Raw genomic sequence first — 25827 nt, forward strand, 5'->3', positions numbered from 1 at the left:
CCCCTCCCGACCTCCCCCCTGAAGGGGGGAGGAGTTGTTGTCAGACTTTCTTCGGCGGCAGGCCGATCGATCTTCCGGCATTCTTGTGGCGCGGCAGGTCGCGCTGCGCCCGCCAGATATCGTCGATCCTGCCCAGCACCGGCGGCAGCCAGGGCGCTCCCTTCGGGCCGCGCATGTCGATCGACATCAACATCTGCTCGTTGGTGGCGACGATCTCGGCCTCGTCGCCGCGGTGCATGGTGTGGAAGATGTGCAGCCGCTTGACGTCATAAGCCAGCAGTTGCGTGTCGACCCGCACCTCGACGCCGCCCTTCACCTCCAAAAGATAGTTGGTGTGCATCTCCAGCGTGAACAGCGTGTGCTGGGTGGCCGCGCGCTCGGCCGGCCCGAGCCCGATATGCGCCATCAGCGCGGTCGTGGCATCGCTGAAGATCACCGTGTAGTAGCCGTCGTTCAAGTGGTTGTTGTAATCCACCCAACCCGGCTGCACGACCGCGCGATGAAGCGTGAGGAGCGGCACGTCAGTCCTCGTACTTCCAGCCGTGACGCTCTTTTGCCTTGGTGATCGCGCCGATCACGTCGATGATGCAGTCGTCGCGCAGGCGCTCCAGCTCCTTGATCGAATGCGTGCCGGCCTGCTTCTCGGTGCCGTCGACGATCTTGTCGATGATCTCGTCGGTGAGCTTCGGCGCCTTCAAATGCGTCCAGGGCAGTTCCAGCGCCGGGCCGAACTGGGCCAGGAAGTGGCGCATGCCCGCGTCGCCGCCCGCCATGTGGTAGATCATGTACATGCCGAAGAACGACCAGCGGATGCCGAAGCCGAAGCGGATCGCATCATCCAGCTCGCCCGTCGTGCAGTAGTCGTCGTTGATCATGTGCATGCCTTCGCGCCACACCGCCTCCAGGAGACGGTCGGCGAGGAAGCCGGGGACTTCCTTGCGCACATGCAAGGGCCGCATGCCGAGCGACTTGTAGAACTCGATCGCGATCTGCTTGGCCTCGTCCGTGGTCCACTTCGAGCCGCAGACCTCGACCAGCGGCAGGAGATAGACCGGGTTGAACGGATGGCCAACGAGGCAGCGCTCCGGGCTCTTGGCTTCCTTGTAAAAATCCGAGGGGAGGAGACCCGAGGTCGAGGAGCCGAAGAGGGCACCCGGCTTCGCCGCCGCGGTGGCCTGGGCATGCATCTTCACCTTCAGCGTTTCGTTCTCCGGCGCGCTCTCCTGGACGAAGTCGGCGTTCTTCACCGCTTCTTCCATGGTCGAGACGAACTTCAGCCGGTCCTGCGAGGCGCCGGGCTTCAGCCCGACCTTGGTCAGCGCCGGCCAGGCATTGGCGACATTGGCGCGCAAGGTCGCTTCGGCATTCTTGCCGGGATCCCAGGCGACCACATCCAGCCCATTCGCCAGGAAACGCGAGGCCCAGCCGCTGCCGATGACGCCGGCGCCGAGGATGGCGGCGGTCTTGATATCCTTCGCTGCAATCAATGCCATGATCTCAAACCTCAGTTCCTGGCCTTCAGGCCGAGTTTCTTGCGGCCTTCGGCCGGGGTGAGCGGACGCGCACCCAAGCGCGTGATGATCTCGCAGGCGCGCTCGGTCAGCGAGCCGTTCGAGGCATGCACGCCCTTGTCGAGCCAGATGTTGTCTTCCAGGCCGACGCGCACGTTGCCGCCCAAGAGCATCGCCTGCGCCACCATCGGCATCTGCATCCGGCCGATGCCGAAGCCGGCCCAGAGCGCGCCGTCGGGCAGGTTGTCGACCATGGCCTTCATCGTGGTGGTGTTGGCTTCCGCACCCCAGGGAATGCCAAGGCAGAGCTGGAACAGCGGCGCGCCCTCGAACAGGCCTTCCTTCACCATCTGCTTGGCGAACCAGAGGTGGCCGGTGTCGAAGATCTCGAGCTCCGGCTTCACGCCCAGTTCCTTCACGCGCTGCGCGCCCTTGCGCAGCATGTTCGGGGTCGAGATATAGGTGTAGTCGCCGTCTCCGAAATTGAGCGTGCCGCAATCCAGCGTGCACATCTCCGGCAGCAGCTCCTCGACATGCGCCAGGCGCTCCAGCGGGCCCACGAGATCCGTCGCCTTGCCGAACTTGAACGGCTCCTCGCCGCCGCCGATCTCGAGATCGCCGCCCATGCCGGCGGTCAGGTTGATGATGATATCGGTGCCCGAGGAGCGAATCCGATCGACGACCTCCTTGTAGAGGTGCACGTCGCGGGTGCCCTTGCCGGTCTCCGGGTCGCGGACATGGCAATGCGCGACGGTGGCGCCGGCCTTGGCAGCCTCGATCGCCGCGTCGGCGATCTGCTTGGGCGTCACCGGAATGGCCGGGTGCTTGCCGACGGTGTCGCCGGCGCCGGTCACCGCGCAGGTGACGATCACTTCGTAATTCATGGAACTCCCTCCCACTGACTCGTGGGTGGATGGTCCTGCCAGGCCGCCGGAATCGCTTGAGGAATCCCGACAGCGCTTTGTCGGTTTCCGCCCAGGGTTAACGGTCCAATCAGCCGCCGAGGATCACCGTCAGCATGGTCATGCCGAAGCCCAAGGCCGCCACCGTCACCCCGACTTTCCACGGCGTTACCGCGGTGTAGGCGCCCCAGCGATAGCCGGCGATGAACAGCAGCACAACCTGCACCGTGTTGGAGACGGTGAGGGCCAGGCTCTCATCCGCCATGACCAGGAACGGAATGATGGCCGGGATGGCGGTCAGGGTGACCAGGACAAAGACCAGAAAGGCGGCGGTCCAGTCCTCCTTGGTGATGCGGATCGGCGCCGGGCTGGCCAGGCGGCCGACGCCGAGGATCGCCTGGTAGAGCTTGGCGCGTTCCTCGGCCGGGATCGCTAGCGGCTCGTCCTCGAGGCCGAACTGGTCGGCGACGGCGCTCAAGGCCGACTTGTCGTCGGTGACGCTGCGCAAGGACTGGTAGAAGCGGGCGCGCTGGCTGCGGAAGAACAGCGTGCCGAGCAGGAACAGCACGGCGTCGATGATGCCCCAGGCGATGTTGCAGCCGACCGCGCCGACGATCAGCTCGTTGGTGTCGAGCTCGCCCCGCACCATGAAGTAGCGCGCGCCCACCGTGAAGGTCAGGGTCATGATGATGCCGAACATGACCTCGCCCAGCGCATCGCCGGGATCGAGGAAGCGGTGGATGACGGGTCCGCGGCGCATGTCTCACTTTCCATTTGCTGTTGGGCTGGGCGAGCGGCCGCCGAGCCCCTGCGGGTCGGAGAGGCGGGCGATCGCCAGGTCTTCGGGAAAATCGTGCAGCTTCACCAGGGCCCGGTCGAGCAGGTCGAGCTCGTGGCGGAGCGCTGGGTGACGCGCCGGCGGCAGGATCTCGATCAGGCTTTCGATCATGGCGCGCAGGCGCCGCGAGATCTGGAAGTTGCTGGCGCCGTAGAGGCGGATCTCGGCAAAGGTCAGGTGCACGAAGTCCTCCCAATTCGGCGTGCGGGCGATCACCCGCAAGGCACCGCCCGGGCCGAACACCTGGTCGTTGTGCAGCTGCCGGAGGCCGACCGCGCGCAGCAGGCGCTGCAGCTGGTCGATCGCCAGCACCGCGGTGGTCGGGTCGTTGATCGCCGCCGACAATGCCTTGATCGCGATATCGACCACGATCCGGAAGGAGAAGGTGGAGTCCTGGTCGATGGTGCGCTCCGGCCCGAATGCGACCGTCCCACGCAGCAGTCGTTCGTCGATCGCGCCTTTCCCGCCAAAGACGCGGAACAAGGCCTCGTCGGCGCCGACGAAGTCGCCGATCATCGGCACCAGCTCGATCACCGCATCGGCCTGTCGCGCCAGCGCCACGATCGCCTTCAGATTGATCGCCAGCAGGATCGCGGAATGCCCTGCATGGGTCACCACCTGCCGGGGCGACGACAGCGCCGCCGGCGCCCGCGGCGGCGCTTCGCCCGCTTCCAGCCGGTGCGGATAGACCTCGCGGATGGCGGCGCGGCCCTTCTCGCCGACCAGCCATAGGACGCTCACCGGTCGCAGCATCCGCGCCGCATAGTCGATCAGGAAGAGAAAGGCGGCGAGCGACACCAGGCCGAGCAGGCCAGCGATCAGCGCGGTGAGGTGGGCGGGCCCGGCTTCCAGCCGCGCGCTGGTCCCCATCGCGAACAGGAAGGTGAAGATCAGCAGGCCGATGATGATGCGCAGCGCATTGTTGCTGAGCAGGGTGGAGGCGATGATCCGCGGCGTGAGCTGCCCGCCGGCCACCTGGATCGCCACCAGCAGCGAGCCCAGGATGAAGATCAGGAAGGTGAGGGCGAGGTTGAGGATGGTCTGGACGATGACCCGCGGCCCGGCCTCGCCCAGGAACCATTCCGGCTGCCAGCCCAAGGCCGTATCGATCATGCCGACGACCCGGATTGCCACCAGGTAGAGCAGAACGGCGACAAACGGCACGATCCAGAGCGAGGATCGCACATAGCTCTTCAGGCTATACCACTGGTTCCAGAGCATTCGCTTCCCCCGCTTCCCGGCACATCCCGAGCCGGGCATCCCAGTTCGACGATGCGGCGATGGGGCGGGAAAGAGGGAGTACGGACGCGCTATTTACTGTAACGCGGCGGGGGAGGGCTCAGCGCAAGGCCGGCATGATCCCGGCTTCGACCCGCCGGCGCTCGCTGGAAGGGGCCTTGCCGGTCCAGGCGTGGTAGCTCCGCGAGAAATGCGCCGCGCTGCCGAACCCGCAGGCGACGGCGATCTCGACCACCGGCATATCGGTATATTGCAGCAGCGCCCGGGCCCGCTGCAGCCGGAGATCGAGGTAGTAGCGCCGCGGCGCCATCTTGAAATGCTTGTGGAACAGCCGCTCCAGCTGGCGCAATGAAAGCCCCGCGGCATCGGCCAGCTTCTCGGCGTCGAGCGGGTCCTCGAGATTGCTCTCCATCAAGGCGATGGCGCGGGCGAGGCCGGTATGGCTGATCCCCTGGCGCACCCGCGGCTCCATGCGCTGGCGGTCCAGCGGGTCGCGGATCTGGGCGTGGATGAACTGCTCGGAAACCGCGGTCGCCAGCCGATGCCCGTGCTGCAGGGATATAAGGTGCAGCATCATGTCCAGCGCCGCGGTGCCGCCGGCGCAGGTCAGGCGGTTGCGGTCGATCAGGAACAGCGCATTCTCGACATCGACCTTGGGGAAGGTCTCGCGGAAGGAATCCAGGCTTTCCCAATGCGTGGTCGCGCGGTAGCCGTCGAGCAGCCCGGCGCGGGCCAGGAGGAAGCTCCCGGTATCCATGGCGCCGAGATCGGCGCCGGCGGCGGAGAGCTTCAGCAGCCAGGACTTGATGCGGCGGTCGTAATGCCGCTCCGGCTCGAAGCCGGCGCAGATCACGAGCATGGGATAGAGCGGGGCGTCGTCCAGCGCGCGGTCGGCGACCAGCGACATGCCGTTCGAGGCCTCCACCGACTGCCCGTCGCGCGAGACGATCTCCCAGCGGTAGAGCTCGCGGCCGGCCAGCCGGTTCGCCACGCGCAAAGGCTCGACGGCGGAGACGAAGGCCATCATCGAGAACTGCGACAGCAGCAGGAATCCCAGAGTCTGGGGCGCTTCGATCGCCAAGGGCCCCAGGGGCATGGCCAGCATGGCAGGCAGGTCCCGTCCCGGTTTGCAGCGTTGCGGGAGACATTCGGGGCTCCGCGGCACCCTATGTCGCGCAATCTAACGCCCATGTCGCAATTGCGCAATCGCGACAGACCCATACGGCATAAAGGGTTAAGTCACAGGGATGACTTACCGAACCCGGGAAGAGGGTTCGACCAAGGGGCTTGGAAAATTCAGGCGGAGAGATGCGCGGCGGTGCCGCGGGTTTCCGCACATCTTCGCTTTCGCTTCCCGCCGGTTCCGCATCCGGCCCGGGCCGCGGCAGCGTATCTGGGAGTCATCCGATTGGCACGACGCGGGTGCTATCGAGGACGGCGTATCAAGAACGCGTATGGGTAGGTGAGTTCTTGGAATGCCGGCTGAGGCTTATTGCGACGGGTTGGGTCTTTCTGCATAGTGGTTATTAAGAACGGCCCGGGCCTCGCCCGCGAAACCGTCACGCAACAGACGCCGCTTCGACATTGTGTCGTTTGCGGCAAACAGGAGGGAGAGCATGAATCGCTGGGACGAACTACAATTGGCTGCCCGTGAAGGGAAAATCGGCCGGCGCGACTTTATGCGTCGCGCGGCTGCCCTGGGCATCACCACCACGCTGGCCTCGGGGATCCTGACCTCGGCCGGCTACGCCGCGACGCCGAACAAGGGCGGCATGTTCCGCCTCGGCATGGAAGGCGGCTCGCCGTCCGACTCACTCGATCCGCGCACCTACGCTGACTCGGTGATGATCCACGCCTCGCTGACCGTCTGCAACAACTTGGTCGAGTTCGACTCTGCCGGCAATCCGACCGGCGAGCTGTTCGAGAGCTGGGAAGTGAAGCCCGGCGCCAAGGAATGGATTTTCAACGTCCGCAAGGACATCACCTTCTCCAACGGCAAGACACTCGACGCCGACGACTGCATCTACTCGATCGGGATCCACCGCGGCGAAACCAAGTCGCCGGCCAAGGGCATCCTCGAGCAGATCTCCGAGATCAAGGCGCTCAACAAGAACCAGGTCGCGATCACGCTGGCGGACGGCAATGCCGACTTCCCGGTGATCCTCGGCGACTACCACTTGATCGTGGTGCCGAAGGACTTCAACGACTGGGATCACCTGGTCGGCACCGGCGCCTACGAGCTGGACGGCGATCCGGAATACGGCGTCCGTTTGGGCTTCAAGAAGCGCGACGGCGACTATTGGAAGCCGGGCCGCGGCAACTTCGACGCGGTCGAGATCCGCAACATTCAGGATCAGGCCGCCCGCACCGCGGCGCTGCAGTCGAATGAAATCGACGCGGCCAACCGCCTCGACGCGCGCACCGTGAAGAAGCTGATGGAGGACAAGAACCTCCAGATCGTCCGCACCAAGGGCACCGGCAACCGCTACTGCTTCGTGGCCCGCGTGACCGACGATCCCTACACCAACAAGGATCTTCGCACCGCGCTGAAGTATGCGATCGACCGCGAGAAGATCATCGAGCAGGTCTACAGCGGCTTCGCGGTTCCGGGCAACGACCACAACCTCGACGCCCTGAACCCGTTCTACAACACCTCGATGCCGCAGATGAAGTACGACCCGGACAAGGCCGCCTTCCACTTCAAGAAGGCCGGCATTTCCGCGCCGCTCGATCTGCAGACTTCGGACGGCGCCTGGAACTCGGCGGTCGACTGCGCCCAGCTCTACCAGGAGTCCGCGAAGAAGGCCGGCGTGCCGCTCAACGTGAAGAAGGTCTCCGGCGACGGCTATTGGGACAACGTCTGGCTCAAGGTGCCGTTCTGCGCGGTCTACTGGGGCCGTCGTATGTCGGCCGACCAGTCGCTCACCCAGGTGTTCGGCGAGAAGTCCGACTGGAACGACACCAACTGGAAGGTTCCGGAGTTCCAGGATCTCATCAAGAAGGCGCGGGCCGAGACCGACCAGGCCAAGCGCAAGGAGATGTACTTCAAAGCGCAGGAGATGATCGCCGACGACGGCGGCTTCGTCTGCTTCGCCATCACCGACTACCTCGACGGCTACTCGAGCAAAGTCGCGGGCATCAAGCCGCATGGCCGTTACGACCTGGACGACAACCGGGCGGCGGAAAAGGGCTGGTTCGCGTAATCGGTCCGGTGACTTCGGAGCCGGGCGGGGGAACCCGGCTCCGATTTCCCAACCCGATACCGATGTCGGTTCGCTCAGCCGGTATTTGCAGCTTCTATCCGATAACGTGGTGATCGGCAGTCCAAGGGGGACGGCGCGATGGGAAGAACTATTGCCATTCGAATCGTCCTCGGCCTGCTGACGCTGCTCGGCGTCAGTATTCTGATCTTCGCCGCCACCGAGATCCTGCCGGGCGACGTCGCCACGGCGGTGCTGGGGCAGGGCGCGACACCCGAGACGGTCGCCGTGTTCCGCAAGGAGCTCGGCCTCGACCAGCCGGCTTACCTGCGCTACCTGCAATGGCTGGGCGGCGCCATCCAGGGCGACTTCGGCGTCGCCCTCACCAACAAGCGCGACATCGTGAAGACCATGTCGCCCAAGCTCTTCAACACGCTGTTCCTGGCCGGTTATGCGGCGCTGATCGCCGTGCCGCTCGCGGTGGGCCTCGGCATCCTGGCCGCGATCAAGGAAGGTAAATGGGTCGACAAGGCCGCCAACATCATCTCGCTGGCCGCGATCTCGATGCCGGAATTCTTCCTCGGCTACCTGTTCATCTTCATCTTCTCGGTGCAGCTCGGCTGGTTCCCGTCGCTGGCGACGGTCTACAACAGCATGACGATCGACAAGCGCATCTATGTGGTCGCCATGCCGGCGGTTTGCCTGACCCTGCTGGTGACCGCGCATATGCTGCGGATGACGCGTTCCTCGGTGCTCTCGATCATGTCGCAGCCCTATATCGAGATGGCCTTCCTCAAAGGGCTCAGCCGGGCCCGGGTGATCTTCGTCCACGCGCTGCCGAACGCGGCGGCGCCGATCATCACCGTCGTCGCCCTGAACCTCGCCTACCTGATCGTCGGCGTGGTGGTGATCGAATCGGTGTTCGTCTATCCGGGCATCGGTCAGTTCATGGTCGATGGGGTCAGCAAGCGCGACCTTCCGGTGGTTCAGGCTTGCGGCCTGGTCTTCGCGGCCGCCTTCGTGATCCTGAACACCGTCGCGGACGTCTTGAGCATTCTGGTCAATCCACGGCTGCGCAAGCCGCGCTGAGGGGGAATACGAGCATGCGCATCTTCGGACATAAGCCAACGATCACCGCCTGGGTCGGTATCGTCATCGTGGCCTTCTTCATCCTGATGGCCCTGTTCGGCCCGCTGGTAGCACCCTACGAGGAGGCGGAGACGATCGCGGAATCCTACGCGGCGCCGACCGCCCTCATGTGGTTCGGCGCCGACCAGATCGGCCGCGACCTCCTGACCCGCGTGATCTACGGCGCGCGGACGACCATCGGGATCGCCTTCGTGACCACCATCCTCTCCTTCGCCATCGGCATCGTCATGGGCCTCTGGGCCGTGGTCGGCGGCAAGATCGTGGACCAGATCCTGTCGCGGATCGTCGATGTCATGCTGTCGATCCCGCTGCTGATCTTCGCCTTGATCATCCTCTCGCTGTTCGGCTCGCTGTTCACCTCGGTGATCGGCTCCTTGACCGTGCTGGTCTTCGTGATCGCGGTCCTCGATTCCACCCGCGTCTTCCGCCTGTCGCGCTCGGTCGCCATGAACATCGTGGTGCTGGAATACGTCGAGGCGGCGCGGCTCAGGGGCGAGGGCACCTGGTGGATCATCCGCCGCGAGATCCTGCCCAACGCGCTGCCGCCGATGATCTCGGAATTCGGCCTGCGCTTCTGCTTCAACTTCCTGTTCGTCGCCGCGCTGTCCTTCCTCGGCCTGGGCGTGCAGCCGCCGCTCGCCGACTGGGGCGGCATGGTGAAGGAGAACGCCAAGGCCTTGGGTTTCGGCGGCATGGCGCCGCTCTGGCCCGCGGCCGCGATCGCGCTGATGACCATCGGCGTCAACCTGATCGTCGACTGGATTCTCTCGATCAACGCGCGCCCGTCCGGCGCCTCGGCTGAAATGTAGGGGAGCCGGACCATGGCCGAAGGCGCAAGCAAGACCGATAAGGTCCTGAAGATCACCGACCTGCGGATCGAATCGATCCATGGCCTGGTGCTGGTGGACAACGTCTCGCTGGAGCTGAAGCGCGGCGAGGTGCTGGGCCTGATCGGCGAGAGCGGCGCCGGCAAGTCCACCATCGGCCTCGGTGCCATGGCCTATTCGCGCGGCGGCTGCCGGATCACCGGCGGCAAGGTCGAGATCGACGGCACCAGCATCCGCGACCTCTCGGCCGAAGGCCGGCGCGAGATGCGCGGCCGGCGGATCGCCTATATCGCGCAAAGCGCCGCGGCCTCGTTCAACCCGGCGCATAAGATCATCGACCAGGTGATCGAGATGCCGGTGAAGCACGGCATCATGTCCCGCGAGGAGGCCAAGGCCTGGGCGCTCGAGCTGTTCCGCGCCCTCGATCTGCCGAAGCCGGAGACCTTCGGCCAGCGCTACCCGCACCAGGTTTCCGGCGGCCAGCTGCAGCGCGCCATGACCGCGATGGCGATGTCCTGCCGCCCCGACATCCTGGTCTTCGACGAGCCGACCACCGCCCTCGACGTCACCACCCAGATCGAGGTGCTGGCGCTCATCAAGAAGCTGATCCACGAATACAACACCGCGGCGCTCTACATCACCCACGACCTCGCCGTGGTTGCCCAGGTCAGCGACCGCATCATGGTGCTGCGTCACGGCAAGATGGTCGAGCTCGGCGACACCAAGCAGATCCTCGGCGCGCCCAACACCGACTACGCCCGCGCGCTGGTCTCCGAGCGCAAGGAGGCCGACCACATCAGCCAGCTCGAGGCGGTGGACGAGAGCAACGCGGTCCTCTCGGTGACCAACGCGGTCGGCGTCTACGAAACCTTCGTTGCGGTTAACAACGTCTCGATCAACGTCGCCAAGGGCGAGACGGTGGCGGTGGTGGGCGAATCCGGCTCGGGCAAGAGCTCGCTGGCGCGCCTCATCCTCGGCCTGCTGCCGCGCAAATCCGGCTCGGTGAAGTTCAACGGCAAGGAGCTGCCGCCGGCCTTGAAGGACCGCAGCAAGGACGAGCTCCGCCGCATCCAGTTCATCTATCAGCAGCCGGACGTGGCGCTCAATCCGCGCCAGACCATCGGCGAGATCATCGGCCGCCCGGTCCAGCTCTATTTCGGCCGCTCCAAGGCCGAGGTGGACAAGCGCGTCGCCGAGCTGCTGGTCGAGGTGGGTTTGCCGGCCGACTATGCCGGCCGCCTCTCGACGGCGCTCTCCGGCGGCCAGAAGCAGCGCGTCTCGATCGCGCGTGCGCTCGCCGCCGAACCCGACCTCATCATCTGCGACGAGCCGACCTCGGCCCTCGACCAGCTGGTCGCCGACGGCGTGCTGAAGCTCCTGAAGAAGCTGCAGGACGAATTGGGCGTCGCCTATCTCTTCATCACCCACGACCTCGGCATCGTGCGCCGCATCGCGCATCGCACCGCGGTGATGCTGCGCGGCGAGATCGTGGCGCAAGGCCCGACCCCGCAGATCTTCAACCCGCCGTTCCACCCCTACACCGAGCGCCTGATCTCCTCGGTGCCGGAGATGCGCACGGAATGGCTGGAAGAAGTCCTGGCCAAGCGCAAGGCCGGGTAGGGACACTAGACCGAACGCTTCGGGTCGCGGTATCACGGTCGCATGGCCAAGAAGGACGATCCTCTCCGCTCCGCAATTCATGAAGCCGTCCGCGGCGCGATTGCCGACGACAAACGCGCGGCCGAGCGGAAGGTGCGACAGGACGCCCGGCGGCAGGAGCGGGAGGCGGACGCCACCCTCGCCGCGACCGACCCACAGGCGTCTTTGCGCGAACGGCTGGCGCAGATCGAAGGCCAGCTCGCCAGCCTTCGCGCGCATCAGAAAAAGGGCGACGCGCTCGCCGGACGGCTGGTCGAAACGCTCGAGCTCGAGCGGGTCAGGCTCCTCGCCAAGCTGGGTCGATAGATCCCCCATGCGACCGCCGCGTTCGCTGGGCATCGTAGGCTATGGCGATTTCGGCCGTTTCCTGGAAATGCTGGCGCGTCGACTCGCCCCTGACTTGCCCGTGCTGGTCTTTGCCCGCAAATCGGCCCCGGACGGGATTCGGTTCTTCAGCTTGGAAGAGACGTGCCGGGCCGACCTGGTGATTGTTGCCGTTTCGATCCGCGCTTTCGAGGAAACGCTGTTGAAGGTGCTTCCGCTCCTGGGGCCGGAGACCGTGCTGGTGGACGTCAACACGGTCAAGGTGATGCCGGTCGCTTTGCTGCGCCGGCACGCCGCCGATCGCGTCTGGATCACCACCCATCCCATGTTCGGGCCGTACAGCTACGAAAAGCAGGGCGGCAGCCTCGCCGGGCTGCGCGTCGTGATGACCGATCACACGCTTCCTGCAGCGATCTATGCCACGGCGTTGGCCTGGCTGAAGGGTCACGGCCTGAATGTCCTGCCCATGACGGCAGACACCCATGATCGGATGCTGGCCGAGACGCTGTTCCTGACGCATTACCTCGCGCAAGCGGTCGCGCGGGGCGGCTTCATCCGCACCGATATCGACACATTGTCCTTCGGCTATCTGATGGATGCGGTGGAAAGCGTGAGAAGCGACACGGAACTCTTTCGCGACGTCTTCGCCTTCAATCCCTATTGCGAAGAGATCATTACCCGCTTCGAGACTGCCGAGGCCGAGGTGCACGCCCTGCTGGGCAAGTCTGTCTGAGGCACAGCGAATAACCTGCGCTTCAGAGGTTGGTCGGCTCTGCATGAGTGCAGTTTCCTTCCGAATTCGGCTAAGGGCTTGAATCCGCGCAGGAAACTTGCCAAAGAACACAAATAGAACTATACTGCGTTTCGCTGCAGCTTCGCGTCTGCTTAGCATCGTGCCTATTCCTGCGGGGCGGTCACTTGCGCAGCCGGCCGCGCGTTTGACGCCGCCAGGGCCAGGCCGCCGAGGATCAGGATCACGCCGGCCCCGAACATCAGGCCCAGTCGATCGCCGAACAGGAGGGCAGCGGCGGCAATCCCGAACACCGGCTGCAGGTATTGCACCCCGGCCGCCACCCGGGCCGGCACGACCCGCAGGATATAGAGCCAAAGCAGCAGGCCGGCGACCGTCACCATCACGCCGAGATAGGCGGCGGTCCACACAGTCTGCACCGTGATCTCGAACGGCTGCTGCGACATTTCCCAGCCGGCCAGGGGCAGGATCGCGACCAGGCCGGCCAGGGCGTTCCACGCGGCAACGGGCAGGGTTCCGTATTGCGCCGTCAGTTCCGCGCTCCAGATGTAATAGAAGGCGATGGCGATCGCCGAGACCAGCATCCAGGCGACGCCGCTCAAGGTGGTGGCGGACAGGTCCGCGGCACCCGCGCCGTTCTCCAGCGCGACCAGCGCAATGCCGCCGAAGGCGGCGAGCAACCCGAACCAATGCTTCGGCGCCACCGCTTGCTTGAGGCGCAGCGCCGCGAAGATGACGATGAAGATCGGGATCGTCGCCGAGACGATCGTTCCCACCGAGGCCGAGGTGCCCTGGACCCCGAATGTCTGCGCGACATTGCCCAGCGAGATGCCCATGACTCCGAGCGCGACGATGCTGGGAACGGCCTTCAGGGGCACGCGGAGCTGCCGCGACGACAGGATCAGCAGCAGCGGGACCGCCACCAGGAACCGCAAGGCGGTGAACATCAGCGGCGGCACCGTCTCGAGGCCCAGCTTGGTGATCGGGATCGAGAGTCCCCACATGACCGCCAGCAGCAGCATCCCGCCCAGGTTCCTGGAGGAGAGGGTTGCCGGGCCGGCGAGGGCGGCGGCATTGGAAGCGGGCTGCGTCATCGGTCTTGGCGAGGAACCGGGTTGTGCGTTCGGGTCATGTATGACGCAAGCGAAGGGAAATCGACAAACGATTGATCTTCACACAACGTGTGACTAGAATTCACGCATAAACATGCCGGACCAGCTTCCTCCACTCCAGACGTTGCGGGCCTTCGAGGCCACCGCCAGGCGGCTGAGCATGACGCTCGCCGCGGCGGAGCTGCATCTGACCCACGGCGCCGTCAGCCGCCAGATCAAGGCGCTGGAAGATCATCTCGGCGTTCCGCTGTTCCTCCGCTTGACCCGCAGGCTCGCTTTGACGGAAGCCGGTGCGGCGTATTTCGGGGCGATCACCCGGCTGCTTTCCGAACTGGCGCGCGAGAGCGAGAGCATCCGGCGCAAGAACGAACCCACGCGCCTTCTGGTCAGCGCCGGGGTTTCCTTTGCCAGCAAATGGCTGACGCCGCGGCTGCACCGGTTGATGGCGCGCTGTCCGGACTATCACGTCCATCTCGACGTCACCGACGCGCCGGTCGATTTCGCGGCGAGCGCCGTCGATGTCGCGCTGCGCTACGGCAATGGCGTCTATCCCGGCGGCAGCGCCGAGCGGATCATGAACGAGACCGTCTCGCCGGTCTGCGCGCCGGCCTATCGGGACCGCATGGGCGGGCTCAGGTCTCCGCGGGACCTCGGCAGGTGCCAGCTGATTCACGAGATCGGGATGACCATCACCTGGGAGCGATGGTTCGAGATGATGGACTTGCCATACCCGAAGACGCGGGGTCCGGGTTACAGCCACGGCAGCATGTCGATCGAAGCCGCCATCCGTGGCGAAGGCGTCGCCCTGGGGCGCAGCGTCCTGGTGGCGGAAGACCTCGCGGCCGGGCGCCTGGTGGCGCTCTTCCCCAAGGCGAAGCTGGAAGTCGAGTGGGGCTACGATCTCGTCTATCGGGTCGGAAACGGCGATCATCCGAAGGTGCGCGCGTTCAGGAACTGGATCGCCGGCGAGGTTCGGGAATTCGCGAACTCGAAACGGTCGCGTCGAAGGTCGTCCCGTCGCTAGCGCCAGGTCCGCGCGTCACGCCGCGATTGGCGTTGCGGGCGAACGGGAGTTTCCCCAACTCATGCTGCGCCGAATTCCTGTTAACCATCTGAATTCTAATAATAAAACTTGCAAAAGAACATAAGGCCAACTATACTGCGCTTCGCAGCTTGGGCATGCCGGCTGCAGCTTCGCGTCTGCTTAGCATCGTGCTTTCCGGCACCTCGGTGCCGCGTCCCCATTCCGCACAACCGGATGCGAACGGCGCTGCGCGCGTCGCTCGCGTGAGAGGTCTCCTATGGCCACAGCATCGACTGGACTGCCTCAGCATCTCCCAACGGAATCCTCAACCAGCACCCAACCCCGAGCGGGCGAAGAGCCGATGCCCGCCCTCAGCGACGAGATAGAGGCGTTCATCCGACAGCGCCTCGCGCGCCACGATCCGCCGTCGCGGATCGTCGACTTGGTGCAGGCGAATTTCCACACCGAGATCGATCTCGCTCAAGTCCTTGCCTGCTGGACGAACCGCAATACGCCCCGAACCCCGACGGGACCCCGACAGGAATCGGCAACCCCGACCGGACCCCGACAGGAATCAGCAACCCCGACCGCACCCCGACAGAATGGAGAACCGATGGCGATCCTTACCGACGAGATCAAGGAGTTCATCGTGCGCGGCTTGGCGCGCTATGACACGCCCACCCAGGTGGCCGCGGCGGTGAAGGTGCATTTTGGCGTCGAGATCACCCGCCAGCAGGTTCACGAGTACAACCCGGCGGGCCATCATCCGCCGGCTTCGCGTTGGTGCGAGCTCCACGCCGTGACCCGCGCGAAGTTTCTGGACGACATCTCGTCGATCGGCATCGCGCAAAAGGCTTACCGGCTGAAGATGCTCGACCGGTTCGCCCGGCGCTCCCTCGAGAACGGCTCTACCTTCCACGCCGCCGAGTTCATGGTGCTGGCGGCCAAGGAATGCGGCGGCTTCTATGACAAGCGCAGGGCCCCTGCGGCGGCGAAGGACCAGCCGCCGAAGGACCCGGCGCCCTGAGGGCGCCCGTGTCGTCTTCGGCGGCGGCTCTTACCCTTTAGCCCGCCCGCACCCGGGCGATGAAGGAATCCACCTCGCGCCGCAGCGCTTCGGATTGCTGCGCGAGTTCGCCCGAGGCTTCGCGGACCTGACCGGCGGCGCTGCCCGCGTCGCCGGCCGCGTTCTTCACCCGCTCGACGTTGCGGGCGACCTCGTCGGTGCCGGCGGCGGCCTGACCGGCATTGCCGGAGATCTCGCGCGTCGCCGCCGACTGTTCTTCGACGGCCGAGGCGATGGTGGTGGCGATCTCCTCGACCTTGCTGATGGTCGAGCGGACGCCGTCCATCGCCTTGACCGCGTCGCCGGTCACCGACTGGATGCGCTGGATGCGGCTGGTGATGTCCTCGGCGGCGCGGCCGGTCTGGGTGGCGAGGCTCTTCACCTCGGAGGCGACCACGGCGAAGCCCTTGCCGGCGTCGCCGGCGCGGGCGGCCTCGATGGTGGCGTTCAAGGCGAGCAGGTTGGTCTGGCCGGCGATGTCGCTGATCAGGCGCACGATGTCGCCGATCTCCTCGGCGGCCTTGGCCAGCTCCTGGACGGTGTTGGCGGCGGAATCGGTCTCGCCGACCGCGCTGCGCGCGGCGCCCGAGCTGGCCGCCACCTGGCGGCTGATCTCGGCGATCGAGGCCGACATCTCTTCCGAAGCCGCGGCGACGGTCGAGACGTTGGCCGAGGCTTCGGTGGTCGCGGCGGAGACCGCGGTCGATTGGCGGGTCACTTCCTCGGCCACGGAGGACATCGACTTGGCGCTGGCTTCGAGCTCGACGGCGGAGGCGGAGACCGCCTCGACCACGCCCTTCACGCTGGATTCGAAGCTGTCTGCGAGCTCCAGCATGCCCTTGCGGCGCGCCGCGGCGGATTCCTGCTCGGCCGCAGCAGTCTTCGCCCGCAGCTCGTCGATCTCGATCAGCTTCTGGCGGAAGAACTCGACGGCGCGGGCCATGACGCCCAGCTCGTCGCCGCGCGTCGTGGCCGGAACGGTGATGGCGGTGTTGCCGTCGGCCAATGTCTGCACCGCCTGGGTGAGGCCGCCGACCGGGCGCACCACCAGGCTGCGGATCAGGAAGGCGACGATCGCCGAGAGGGCGAGCACCAGGACCAAGGCGGCAACGACGGTGGAGATCGTGAGGCTCTTCACCGGCGCCAGGATCTTGTCCTCGGGCAGGTTGACCATGACCGACCAGGGCGTGCCGGTGGTGCCGATCTCGACCGGCACGAAGGCGCGCAGGATGTTGACCTGCAGGCTCTTGGAGAAGTCCGAGAACTCGAGCTTCTGGCCCTTGGCGACGGCTTCCTTCGCCCGGCCCAGGCTCTCGTTCTGCTCGTTGATCGGCTTCATCACGAATTTCGGATCCTCGTAGGCGGCAAAATTGCCCGCGTTCGAGATCAGCGAGACCGACCCGGTCTCATACGGCTTGACCTTCGCCAGCCGTTCCTGGATCGCGGCGAGGTCGAGATCGAGGCCGACGACACCCAGCACCTTGCCGTCGATCACGATCGGCGTGACCAGGCTGGTCATGATCACCGTCTTGCCATCGACGTCATAGGAATAGGGCTCGATGATCTGCTGCTTGCCGGACTTCTGCGCCAGCAGGTAGTAGTCGCCCGGTCCGGGCTTGGTGTAGTCCAGCAGTGGCGCGTGGCCGAAGCTGCCGGGCGTCGTCGTGAAGACGTAGGGGATGAAGCGCCCGGTCGCATCATGCAGGTCGGCGTTCGGGAAGGTGGCCTTGCCGTCGGCATTGACGTATTCCACATCCTTGCCGTCGAAGGCGTTCGGCTCCCACGCGGTCCAGACTCCGACGAACTGCGGATTGGCCTTGACCGCACTTTCCAGCATCGCGAGGTAGGTGGCGCGATCCTTGTTGCCGGCGCCGTAGAGGCCGATGAACGCGTCGCGCATCGTCTCGGTGACGCGCATGGCGACGTTGAGGTCGCGCTGGACGTCGGAAGCGACCGTCGTAGCGATCTGCTTGCCGTTCTGCTCGGAGAGGTCCCGGGTGATCCCCGCGCTGCGATCGGAGATGAAGAAGGTCGTGACCGCCAGGCCCAGGACCAGGGCGGTGACCACGGAGATCAGGATCTTGGCGTTCAACGAAAGCTTCTTCGCGAAGCTCCGCTTCTTTTGATTCGACATGTTCCACCCAGGCATGCGGACCCCGCTTGCCGGGTTCCTTTCTCGGATGGTTAGGGGGCAGGGCTTAACGCCCGGTAAATGTCGCGGGACGACGCTTTGCTCCGCCCGCGGGTAACGGCTAGTGTGACGCTCCCGAATCCGAAAGACTCCAGTCAAGACAACGCCATGACGATCGTCACCCGCTTCTCGAACTCGGTGCGCCGGGTCGAGCATTTCTGGATCACCCTGAAGGGCGGCGTGCGCCTGTCCGCCCGGATGTGGCTGCCCGACGACGCCGAGAGCAATCCGGTCCCAGCGATCCTGGAATACATTCCGTACCGCAAACGCGACGGCACGCGCGGCCGGGACGAGCCGATGCATCATTACTTCGCCGGCCATGGCTACGCGGCTTTGCGCGTCGATTTGCGCGGATCGGGTGAATCCGACGGGCTGCTGGACGACGAATACACGCAGCAGGAGCTGGCCGACGGTTGCGAGGTGATCGCCTGGATCGCGGCGCAGAAATGGTGCAGCGGCGCGGTCGGCATGATGGGCAAGAGCTGGGGCGGGTTCAATTGCCTGCAGGTAGCGGCGTTGCGGCCGCCGGCCTTGAAGGCGGTGCTCTCGGTCTGCTCGACCGACGACCGCTATGCCGACGACATCCACTGGATGGGCGGCTGCTTGCTCAACGACAATCTCTGGTGGGGCGCGATCATGCTCGCCTACCAGGCGCGCCCGGCGGATCCGGAGCTCTACGGTCCCGACTGGCGCGCGAACTGGAAGCAGCGGCTGGAGCATATGCCGTTCTGGCCGGCGCTCTGGCTGAAGCACCAGCGACGCGACGCCTATTGGCAGCATGGCTCGATCTGCCAGAACTACGCGGATGTGCAGGTGCCGGTCTTCCTGGTGGGCGGCTGGGCCGATGCCTATACCAACGCGATCCCGCGCATGCTGGAGCATCTCAAGGTGCCGCGCAAAGGCGTGATCGGCCCCTGGGCCCATGTCTATCCGCAGGACGGCACGCCGTCGCCGGCGATCGGCTTCCTGCAGGAGGCGGTGAAGTGGTGGGACCGCTGGCTGAAGAACGAGGCGAATGATGTCGATAAAGAGCCGATGCTTCGCGCCTGGATCCAGGATTGGACGCCGCCGGTCGGCACGCGCACGCAATCGCCCGGCCGCTGGGTCGCCGAGGATTCCTGGCCGAGCGCCAACATCGCCGCGAAGTCCTGGTATCTGAACGCCGATGGCTGCCTGTCGAGCGGTGCCGGTCCGGCCCGCGATCTCAAGATCCGCTCGCCGCTCCAGGTCGGCCAGGCCGGCGGCGAATGGATGGGCGCCGGCTGTCCCGGCGAGCATCCGACCGACCAGCGCGTCGATGATGCGCTGTCGCTGACCTTCGACACGCCGCCGCTGTCGAGCCCGCTTGAAATCCTCGGCGCGCCGCAGCTCGAACTCTGGCTTTCCGCCGATAAGCCGGTGGCGCAGATCGGCGTGCGCCTGGTCGACCTCGCGCCGGATGGCGCCGCTTTGCGGGTGAGCTACCAGGTGCTGAACCTGACGCACCGCGACAGCCACGCCGCGCCGACGCCGCTCGAGCCCGGCCGGCGCTATCGGGTCAAGGTGAAGCTCAACGATTGCGGCCATCGCTTCGCCGCCGGTCATCGCGTGCGCGTCTCGATCTCCAGCGGCTACTGGCCGCTGGTCTGGCCGTCGCCGGAATGGGCGACGCTGACCCTCGGCGCCGGCGAGAGCAAGCTGCTGCTGCCGGTGCGCGGCGCGCGTGCTGATGACGGCAAGAATCCGTTTGCCGCCGCGGAGACCGCGCCGCAGACGCCGGCGACCAGGCTCAGCCAAGGCCGTCTCGAGCGCCGCGCCGTCTATGACGCCGTCAACGACCGTGCGCTCTATGTGACCGATGCGGATGGCGGCGTGTTCGGCGAGGGCATGGTCCGCTTCGACGAGATCGGCACCGCCCAGGATCATCACCTGAAGCGCGAGCTGACGATCGCGCCGTCCGATCCCAACTCTGCCGCCTATACCTTGACCGAGCGCTATTTTCTGAAGCGCGAGGGGTGGGATATCCGCGCTGACATCACTTGCGGCATGACCTCGACCAAGGATGTCTTCACCCTCTGGGGCAAGCTCGAAGCCTTCGAGGACGGCAAGAGCGTGGTGAAGCGCGAATGGCGCGAGGACGTGCCGCGCGACCTGGTGTGAAATAGCGCGCCATTCCCTCCCTGGAACGTTCACCCTTTGCGCCGGTTGGTGGCGTGAATGAGTGGAGTGGGAGGTCGCAATGGACCGTCGCGCTACCTATCCGGGCGAACGCATGATCATCCTGGCCGAGCAGCGCCGCGAATGGCGCGCCGGCCTTTCCGCCTTGGCGGTGGTGTTCGGGGCGACCATCGGCAGCTGGCTGGTGCTCTCGTCGCCCCAGGACCCGTCGCTGCTGGGCGTCTCCGTGGTGCCGCGGGCCGAGGCGGCCGCGTACTTTGCCGAGCAGCCGTCGCGGCTGCATGGCATGAACCCCGCCGGGCCGATCCAGGAGGCCCAGGCCGACGCACCCCTCACCCATGACGACATCATCAAGGTCCAGGAACGACTGAAGGCACTCGGCTACGACCCGGGCAATGCCGATGGCCGCCCCGGCAAGCGCACGATTGAAGCGCTCAATGCCTATCGGGACACGCTCGGCCTGCAGCCTGTCGAGGTGCTGGATCGCCAGGCGGTCGCGCCGCTCACTCCATAAACCGACCGCGCCAATCGGGGCCGGCATGATTTTACCGCAGAGGAGCCTGCCCGGATGATGGGCCATATCTACATTGTCCAGCCGCTGATCGCCCTGATCGCCGGCGTGCTGATCCTGATCATGCCCCGGCTGCTGAACTACGTCGTGGCGCTGTACCTGATCGTCGTCGGCCTGATCGGGCTGTTCAGCGCCTTCACGATCCCCGCCTCGTAAAGTTAAGGCGCGCTCGCCCGGTTCAGCGCCTCGACCTGTGCCGGGGCGAGGCGCAGCCGCATGGCCGCGATCAGGTCGCGGCATTGCTCGACCTTGGTCGCGCTGACGATCGGCGCGGTCACGCTCGGCCGGGCGATCAGCCAGGCGACCGCGACCTGGGCCGGCGTCGCTTTGGTCTCGGCGGCGACCTGGTCCAGGGCCGACAGGATGCGGAAGCCGCGCGGGTTGAAGTATTGGCCGATGTCCTCACCGCGGGCGCTCTTGCCGAGATCCGCTTCCGAACGGTACTTGCCGGTGAGGAAGCCCGAGGCCAGACCGAAATAGCCGATGACGCCGACCTTCTCCTTCTCGCACAGCGGCTCCAGCGCCGCCTCGTAGCCGGCGCGCTCATAGAGATTGTATTCCGGCTGCAGGCTTTCATAGCGCGGCAGCCCGTGCCGGGCGCTGAGCGCGAGCGCGGCGGCGAGCCGCTCCGGCGTGAAGTTGGAAGCGCCGATCGCCCGCACCTTGCCCGCCTTGATCAGCCGGCCATAGGCCTCCAGGGTCTCTTCCTGCGGCGTCTCGAGGTCGTCCCGATGCGACTGGTAGAGATCGATATAGTCGGTTTGCAGCCGCTTCAGTGAATCCTCGACCGCCCGCGCGATGTAGTCCGCCTTCAATCCCTTGCGCCCGCCGCCCATGTCGGAGCCGACCTTGGTCGCCAGGATGACCTTGTCGCGGTTGCCGCGGGCCTTCAGCCAGCGGCCGAGCACGGTTTCGGACTCACCGCCCTTATGGCCGGGGACCCAGGTGGAATAGACGTCGGCGGTGTCGATGAAATTGCCGCCGGCGCCGGTGAAGGCGTCGAGCACGGCGAAGGAAGCCGGCTCGTCGGCGGTCCAGCCGAACACATTGCCGCCGAGGCAGACCGGCGAAACCTTGAGGCCGCTCCGGCCGAGCTCACGCAATTCCATCTGGAGTTCCTTGGGACTACTTCTTCTTCGCCGCGGCCTTCTTCTTGGCTTTGGCCTTCGGCTTAGCTTTTGCCTTGGCCTTGGGCGCCTTCTTCTTGGCGGCCTTGCGCTTGGGTTGGGCGACGCCGAGCGCGGCGTTCATGGCGCGCTTGGCGGCTTCGATGAATTGGGATTGGACCTGAGCCGGCACGTCCAGCCATTTCTGGACATCCGGGCGCTGCAGGATCTCGGCGCTGGTCAGTTCGTCCCAGAGATGAATGAAAAACGGATCGTGCTTCTTGGCCATGGCGGTTCCCCCGGTGCTCGCAATTGGAAGGCCTCAGCCTCGCCGAAGCCGCGCCCGGGTTCAAGAGGCGACTAGCGGACCGTGGTCAGCGGAATGGCGCGCGGCGGCAGGTCGGCCCAGATCTCGGGCGTCGGGGAATGGAAGGCAAAGCCGAGCTTCAGGCTCTCGGCGATGCGCCGCGCCTTCTCGACGAAGCTGGCCGCGAGGTCGGGCGCGAACAGCTCTTTCGCGGTCGCCTCGAACAGGGCCAGCCAGTCGGCGAAGTGCTGCGGCTCGATCGGGCTTTGCCGGTGCTCCTGGTTGATGCGCACGTGGGCCGGGATCGGCCGGCCCTTGTAGCGGCCGGTGGTCAGCATCACCGAAGACCAGAAATCGCACATTAGCTTCAGATGCGGCGTCCAATCGTCGCCGATCACCCGCTCGAAGATCGGACCGAGGCTCGGGTGCTTCCGGATCCTGGCATAGAAGGTGGCGACCAGTTCCTCGATCTGGCTCTCGGTCGGGAAGGGGGCGGGCGTGCTCATGGCTCAAGATAAAGGCATCGGGCGACGCGACGGCAAGCTGACGCGAAGTCGCAGCATCAAGACGAATGTCCCCATATTGGCAGGGGCATTGGACGGGCCGCATTGACCGTAAGGACGGGCTTCTCTAGAGAAGCCGAACCTTTCCCATCTGGAGCAGGCGATGCGGTTTCCCCTGGCGGCGCTCACAGCCGTGCTGTTGCTGGCCCCGTTCGGGGTCCGCGCCGACACCGTCGCGCCGCCGGGCGAGGACGCGGCGGGGGCGGCCGGCGATGCGGATATCGCCGGCTGCATCGATGCCGCGAAGCGCCGCGATGCCGATGCGACAATCGAGCTTTGCAGCCGTGCCTTGGACGGCGGTCCCCTCGGTGATGCGCCGACCGTCGCGGCCCTGATCAACCGCGGTCTCGCCCATATGGCCAGGAACGAGCCGGCGGCGGCCGTCCCGGACTTCGACCGCGCGCTCCAACTGCGGCCCGACACGGTCGCCTTCTACGACATGCGCGCGGCGGCGCGTGCCATGCAGGGCGAAGCCGCGCCCGCCATCCGCGACTATGCGGAGGTGATCCGCCGCGCCCCGCCGGAGACCACCGGTGAATCCGAACGAAAGCTGCGCGAAGGCATCGCGCTGCAGCTCGATGGCGATGTTGCGGCGGCGCTGCCGCTGTTCGACCAGGCGCTGCGGACGGCGGCGGAGGGCAGCGACGATGCATTGCGGGCGCTGCTCTGGAAGAACCTGGCGCTGCAAGCCAGCCGGCGCAACGCCAGGACGGCGTTGAGCGCGGAAGTCGCCGGACGCGACCTCACGCAATGGCCGGGACCGCTCATCCAGTATTATCTGGACCGCATCTCCGAGGTCGAGCTGGAGGTGAGCCTGGCGGATCCGGATCCGGCGGTTTCTTCCGCGCGCGCCTGCCAGGCGGCTTTCTTCATCGCCGCCCGTGCCCTGGTCGATGGCCGCACCGGTGTCGCCAAGGACGGCTTCACCCATGCCCAAACGCTCTGTCCGCCGGATTCGCTCGAGTTGGTGGCGGCACGGGCGGAGGCGCTGGTGGCGGCGCTGCCGGTCGCCGCGGAGCTCTCGAACGACATGGTGCAATGTCAGGCCGCCGATGCCAACGGCGACAGCAGCGCGATCCTCGACTTCTGCAGCCGCGCCCTCAGCCATCCCGATGCGCCCGATGTCTGGCGCGTCGGCGCGCTGACCCGGCGGGCGACGGCCTATTCCCGCAGCGGCGATCTCGACCACGCCATCGCCGACCTCGATGCTGCCCTGGCGCTGCGGCCGGACTCCATCGACATCTATCGGCAGCGCAGCGGCTATCGCCTGGAGAAAGGCGAAAGCAGCGGCGGCCTCGCCGATCTTTCCTACGCCCTGACCCTGGAGCCGGGATTCATGCCGGGCTATGTCGATCGCGCCTGGGCCCGTCTCGCGTCGGGCGACCAAGCGGGCGCAATAGGCGATTTCAGCCAGGCGATTGCGCTAAAGGACCAGCCGCGGCTGCACCTCGGCCGCGGCGTTGTCGCCTATATTTCCGGCGACGAGGCCCAGGCAGCGGCGGATTTCGCCACCGTCATCCAGGCCTCGGCGCAGGCACCTTACGCGGTGCTGTGGCTGGCCCTCACCCAGAGGCACCAGCCGGTCGATGACGGCGGCGCCCTGGAAACCGGCCTGGCGGCGCTTGATCTGCAGCAATGGCCCGGCCCGGTGGTGCGCTTCGTCCGCGGCGAGATTTCAGCCGCCGAGCTCGGCGCCGCCGCGGCAGATCCCGACCCGCAGACCGCCGGGAAGCAGAATTGCGAAGTCACGTTCTATACCGCGGCGCTGGCCCGGATTTCCGGCGACCCGGCCGCGGCCAGTACCGGCTTGGAGCAGGCCCTGAGCCTCTGCTCACCGGACAATATCGAGTTTCACGCCGCCCAGGCCCTGCTGGCGACCGAATAGCCTTATATTCTCACGCGCCCAGGGAACGAAGCGGGCCTCTCCCGGTTGGATTGAGGCGCGGCCTCGGCGAGAGGGAGGCCGGCCGCCGGGACCCTGGGGAAGATCATGCGTCATTTCACCGTTCGATCTCATCCACTGCAACTCTCGCCCTCGCATTCCTCGTCCGCCGGCGGGATGGGTGGTGCCAATTCCGAGCTTCATCCGAAGAACGGCGCGCATCGGAAATCGACCATCCTGGTGGTCGAGGACGACATCCTCATCCGCATGGCCGCGGCGGATCACCTGCGCGACAGCGGCCATCGCGTCCTGGAGGCGGCGGATGCCGAGGAGGCGCGCACCCTGCTGCGCGCCTCGGAACCGATCGAGCTGGTCTTCTCCGACGTCAATATGAACGGCATGGACGGGATCAGGCTCGCGCTCTGGATCGCCAAGGAGTTTCCCGACGTGAAGGTGGTGCTGACTTCCGGCGACCTGCGAAACGCCGCCGCGGCCCGGGCGGTCACGCATTTTCTGGAGAAGCCCTACGACCTCGATCACCTCGGCCGGCTGATCCAGCAGCTGCTCTAGTAGTCGCCGCGCTGACGGAGCGCCCGGATCCGGCGCAGCAGCTCCTGCGGATGATAAGGTTTTATCAGCGGCCCGTCGTCGCAGAGATCGGCGGCCTTGTCGGCCAGCTTCGCTGCGCTTGAGGTGTGAATGACGGCGATCTGGGGATAGTCCGCGCGGATCGCGCGCGCGAGCTCGAAGCCGTCCTCGCTCGACTGCAGCTGCATGTCGATCAGCAGCACGTCCACCGGATGGCCGTGCGCCAGCACAGTATGGGCATCGGCGCCGCTCGCGCCTTCAATGACCTTGTAACCGCAGTCCCGCAGGTAGTCGGCGATCGCCATGCGCGCCAGGATGTCGGCATCGACGACCATGACGGTCTTTGCTTCCGCCATGCGTTGGATCAGCTCTCGTTGTCGGGCCGGCTCAGGTCGGGCGGGGTGGTCCGGTCGGCGGTGACCTTGGAGTCGGGCTTGCGCCGGAAATGCATCAAGAGCGATTCCAGGCCCATTTCAAGCATGTCGCCAAGGTCGATCCCGGTCCGCCGCGGATCCTCGTTGCGGGGCGCGCCCGCGCCGGATCCATCCGGCGCCCGGTAGACGCTCGGAAGCGTCGCCCCCTTCATATTCTGGTCCATGTCATTCATCCGCTTGGTCTCTGCTTGCAGCTGTTAATGAATCCAACCCGGGAAAGGGATGGCTGTTGCATGAAGATCGCGCGGAAATGTCGGGCCGCACCGGAACGGGGGCCAGCGGCGCTGCGGATGATTTTCGGAGATGAGCGGCCCGACACATAGGTAACAGATCGTACCGGACACATAGGTAACACTTTCCCCGGTTTTTTGGGGGGTGTCGATGCCTTGGAAGGAGTGTTCGGTCGTGGACGAGCGTCTCAGGTTT

27 protein-coding genes are annotated in these 25827 nt (G+C 66.0%); 13 read left to right on the plus strand and 14 right to left on the minus strand.

Annotated elements, in window-relative coordinates:
- Positions 1-40: 40 nt before the first annotated feature.
- From ACH2CY_RS27470 to ACH2CY_RS27495, 6 genes are all read right to left on the minus strand, one after another.
- Positions 41-520 carry a thioesterase family protein gene (locus tag ACH2CY_RS27470; protein ID WP_395023184.1) on the minus strand — a complete coding sequence of 160 codons (480 nt, stop codon included), beginning with the start codon at positions 518-520 and terminating at the stop codon, positions 41-43.
- A gap of 1 nt (position 521) precedes the next feature.
- On the minus strand, positions 522-1493 hold the full coding sequence (locus ACH2CY_RS27475; protein WP_395023185.1) for an L-carnitine dehydrogenase: 972 nt from the start codon (positions 1491-1493) through the stop codon (positions 522-524).
- Positions 1494-1504: 11 nt separating this feature from the next.
- Positions 1505-2395: a 3-keto-5-aminohexanoate cleavage protein gene (locus tag ACH2CY_RS27480; protein WP_395023186.1), complete on the minus strand. Its 891-nt coding sequence runs from the start codon at positions 2393-2395 to the stop codon at positions 1505-1507.
- Between the two features lie 109 nt (positions 2396-2504).
- Positions 2505-3173: a VIT1/CCC1 transporter family protein gene (locus ACH2CY_RS27485; RefSeq protein ID WP_395023187.1), complete on the minus strand. Its 669-nt coding sequence runs from the start codon at positions 3171-3173 to the stop codon at positions 2505-2507.
- A 3-nt stretch (positions 3174-3176) separates the two neighbouring features.
- Positions 3177-4472 carry a DUF2254 domain-containing protein gene (locus tag ACH2CY_RS27490; RefSeq protein ID WP_395023188.1) on the minus strand — a complete coding sequence of 432 codons (1296 nt, stop codon included), beginning with the start codon at positions 4470-4472 and terminating at the stop codon, positions 3177-3179.
- A gap of 118 nt (positions 4473-4590) precedes the next feature.
- Positions 4591-5595: a GlxA family transcriptional regulator gene (locus ACH2CY_RS27495; protein ID WP_395023189.1), complete on the minus strand. Its 1005-nt coding sequence runs from the start codon at positions 5593-5595 to the stop codon at positions 4591-4593.
- 574 nt (positions 5596-6169) lie between these two features.
- Here ACH2CY_RS27495 and ACH2CY_RS27500 point away from each other — a divergent pair.
- From ACH2CY_RS27500 to ACH2CY_RS27525, 6 genes are all read left to right on the plus strand, one after another.
- Positions 6170-7693 carry an ABC transporter substrate-binding protein gene (locus tag ACH2CY_RS27500; RefSeq protein WP_395023190.1) on the plus strand — a complete coding sequence of 508 codons (1524 nt, stop codon included), beginning with the start codon at positions 6170-6172 and terminating at the stop codon, positions 7691-7693.
- A gap of 138 nt (positions 7694-7831) precedes the next feature.
- Positions 7832-8779: an ABC transporter permease gene (locus ACH2CY_RS27505; protein ID WP_395023191.1), complete on the plus strand. Its 948-nt coding sequence runs from the start codon at positions 7832-7834 to the stop codon at positions 8777-8779.
- Positions 8780-8793: 14 nt separating this feature from the next.
- Entirely contained in the window at positions 8794-9648 is an 855-nt protein-coding gene (locus tag ACH2CY_RS27510) for an ABC transporter permease (RefSeq protein ID WP_395023192.1), read from the plus strand.
- 12 nt (positions 9649-9660) lie between these two features.
- Positions 9661-11286 (plus strand): ABC transporter ATP-binding protein, encoded by a 1626-nt coding sequence (locus ACH2CY_RS27515; protein ID WP_395023194.1) that lies wholly within the window; start codon positions 9661-9663, stop codon positions 11284-11286.
- A 42-nt stretch (positions 11287-11328) separates the two neighbouring features.
- Positions 11329-11631 carry a hypothetical protein gene (locus ACH2CY_RS27520; RefSeq protein ID WP_395023195.1) on the plus strand — a complete coding sequence of 101 codons (303 nt, stop codon included), beginning with the start codon at positions 11329-11331 and terminating at the stop codon, positions 11629-11631.
- Positions 11632-11638: 7 nt separating this feature from the next.
- The gene (locus tag ACH2CY_RS27525) at positions 11639-12382 is read left to right on the plus strand and encodes a prephenate dehydrogenase/arogenate dehydrogenase family protein (protein ID WP_395023196.1); all 744 of its coding nucleotides are present in this window, start codon (positions 11639-11641) and stop codon (positions 12380-12382) included.
- 164 nt (positions 12383-12546) lie between these two features.
- Here ACH2CY_RS27525 and ACH2CY_RS27530 read toward each other — a convergent pair whose 3' ends face one another.
- Entirely contained in the window at positions 12547-13494 is a 948-nt protein-coding gene (locus ACH2CY_RS27530) for a DMT family transporter (protein WP_395023197.1), read from the minus strand.
- Between the two features lie 112 nt (positions 13495-13606).
- Between ACH2CY_RS27530 and gcvA the strand changes: the two genes are divergently transcribed.
- Positions 13607-14536, plus strand: a complete 930-nt coding sequence (gene gcvA / locus ACH2CY_RS27535; RefSeq protein WP_395023199.1) for a transcriptional regulator GcvA — start codon at positions 13607-13609, stop codon at positions 14534-14536.
- Positions 14537-14861: 325 nt separating this feature from the next.
- Here gcvA and ACH2CY_RS27540 read toward each other — a convergent pair whose 3' ends face one another.
- Positions 14862-15020 carry a hypothetical protein gene (locus ACH2CY_RS27540; protein ID WP_395023200.1) on the minus strand — a complete coding sequence of 53 codons (159 nt, stop codon included), beginning with the start codon at positions 15018-15020 and terminating at the stop codon, positions 14862-14864.
- Positions 15021-15149: 129 nt separating this feature from the next.
- Between ACH2CY_RS27540 and ACH2CY_RS27545 the strand changes: the two genes are divergently transcribed.
- On the plus strand, positions 15150-15563 hold the full coding sequence (locus ACH2CY_RS27545) for a DUF2280 domain-containing protein (RefSeq protein WP_395023201.1): 414 nt from the start codon (positions 15150-15152) through the stop codon (positions 15561-15563).
- 37 nt (positions 15564-15600) lie between these two features.
- On the opposite strand, the gene ACH2CY_RS27550 is transcribed toward ACH2CY_RS27545, so the two are convergent.
- Positions 15601-17736 carry a methyl-accepting chemotaxis protein gene (locus ACH2CY_RS27550; protein ID WP_395023203.1) on the minus strand — a complete coding sequence of 712 codons (2136 nt, stop codon included), beginning with the start codon at positions 17734-17736 and terminating at the stop codon, positions 15601-15603.
- A 165-nt stretch (positions 17737-17901) separates the two neighbouring features.
- On the opposite strand from ACH2CY_RS27550, the gene ACH2CY_RS27555 reads away from it, so the two are divergent.
- From ACH2CY_RS27555 to ACH2CY_RS27565, 3 genes are all read left to right on the plus strand, one after another.
- Positions 17902-19932: a CocE/NonD family hydrolase gene (locus ACH2CY_RS27555; RefSeq protein ID WP_395023204.1), complete on the plus strand. Its 2031-nt coding sequence runs from the start codon at positions 17902-17904 to the stop codon at positions 19930-19932.
- 79 nt (positions 19933-20011) lie between these two features.
- Positions 20012-20464 carry a peptidoglycan-binding protein gene (locus ACH2CY_RS27560; RefSeq protein WP_395023205.1) on the plus strand — a complete coding sequence of 151 codons (453 nt, stop codon included), beginning with the start codon at positions 20012-20014 and terminating at the stop codon, positions 20462-20464.
- Positions 20465-20518: 54 nt separating this feature from the next.
- A complete protein-coding gene (locus tag ACH2CY_RS27565; RefSeq protein ID WP_395023206.1) occupies positions 20519-20677 on the plus strand; it encodes a DUF3096 domain-containing protein in 159 nt (52 codons plus the stop codon).
- Positions 20678-20679: 2 nt separating this feature from the next.
- Here ACH2CY_RS27565 and ACH2CY_RS27570 read toward each other — a convergent pair whose 3' ends face one another.
- The 3 genes from ACH2CY_RS27570 to ACH2CY_RS27580 all read right to left on the minus strand — a co-directional run bounded on the left by ACH2CY_RS27570 (position 20680) and on the right by ACH2CY_RS27580 (position 22440).
- Positions 20680-21630, minus strand: a complete 951-nt coding sequence (locus ACH2CY_RS27570; RefSeq protein WP_395023207.1) for an aldo/keto reductase — start codon at positions 21628-21630, stop codon at positions 20680-20682.
- Between the two features lie 16 nt (positions 21631-21646).
- Complete coding sequence (locus tag ACH2CY_RS27575) at positions 21647-21916, minus strand: hypothetical protein (protein WP_395023208.1); 270 nt, start codon at positions 21914-21916, stop codon at positions 21647-21649.
- Between the two features lie 71 nt (positions 21917-21987).
- Positions 21988-22440, minus strand: a complete 453-nt coding sequence (locus tag ACH2CY_RS27580) for a group III truncated hemoglobin (RefSeq protein WP_395023210.1) — start codon at positions 22438-22440, stop codon at positions 21988-21990.
- 160 nt (positions 22441-22600) lie between these two features.
- On the opposite strand from ACH2CY_RS27580, the gene ACH2CY_RS27585 reads away from it, so the two are divergent.
- Both ACH2CY_RS27585 and ACH2CY_RS27590 read left to right on the plus strand, forming a co-directional pair.
- The gene (locus tag ACH2CY_RS27585) at positions 22601-24382 is read left to right on the plus strand and encodes a hypothetical protein (RefSeq protein WP_395023211.1); all 1782 of its coding nucleotides are present in this window, start codon (positions 22601-22603) and stop codon (positions 24380-24382) included.
- Between the two features lie 105 nt (positions 24383-24487).
- The gene (locus ACH2CY_RS27590) at positions 24488-24949 is read left to right on the plus strand and encodes a response regulator (protein ID WP_395023212.1); all 462 of its coding nucleotides are present in this window, start codon (positions 24488-24490) and stop codon (positions 24947-24949) included.
- On the opposite strand, the gene ACH2CY_RS27595 is transcribed toward ACH2CY_RS27590, so the two are convergent.
- Together ACH2CY_RS27595 and ACH2CY_RS27600 are read right to left on the minus strand one after the other, a co-directional pair.
- A complete protein-coding gene (locus tag ACH2CY_RS27595; protein ID WP_395023213.1) occupies positions 24946-25323 on the minus strand; it encodes a response regulator transcription factor in 378 nt (125 codons plus the stop codon). The genes ACH2CY_RS27590 and ACH2CY_RS27595 overlap by 4 nt on opposite strands.
- Positions 25324-25331: 8 nt before the next feature.
- Complete coding sequence (locus tag ACH2CY_RS27600; RefSeq protein ID WP_395023215.1) at positions 25332-25565, minus strand: hypothetical protein; 234 nt, start codon at positions 25563-25565, stop codon at positions 25332-25334.
- Positions 25566-25827: the final 262 nt, after the last annotated feature.

The organism is Dongia sp., assembly GCF_041905885.1.
Taxonomy (GTDB): Bacteria; Pseudomonadota; Alphaproteobacteria; order Dongiales; family Dongiaceae; genus Dongia.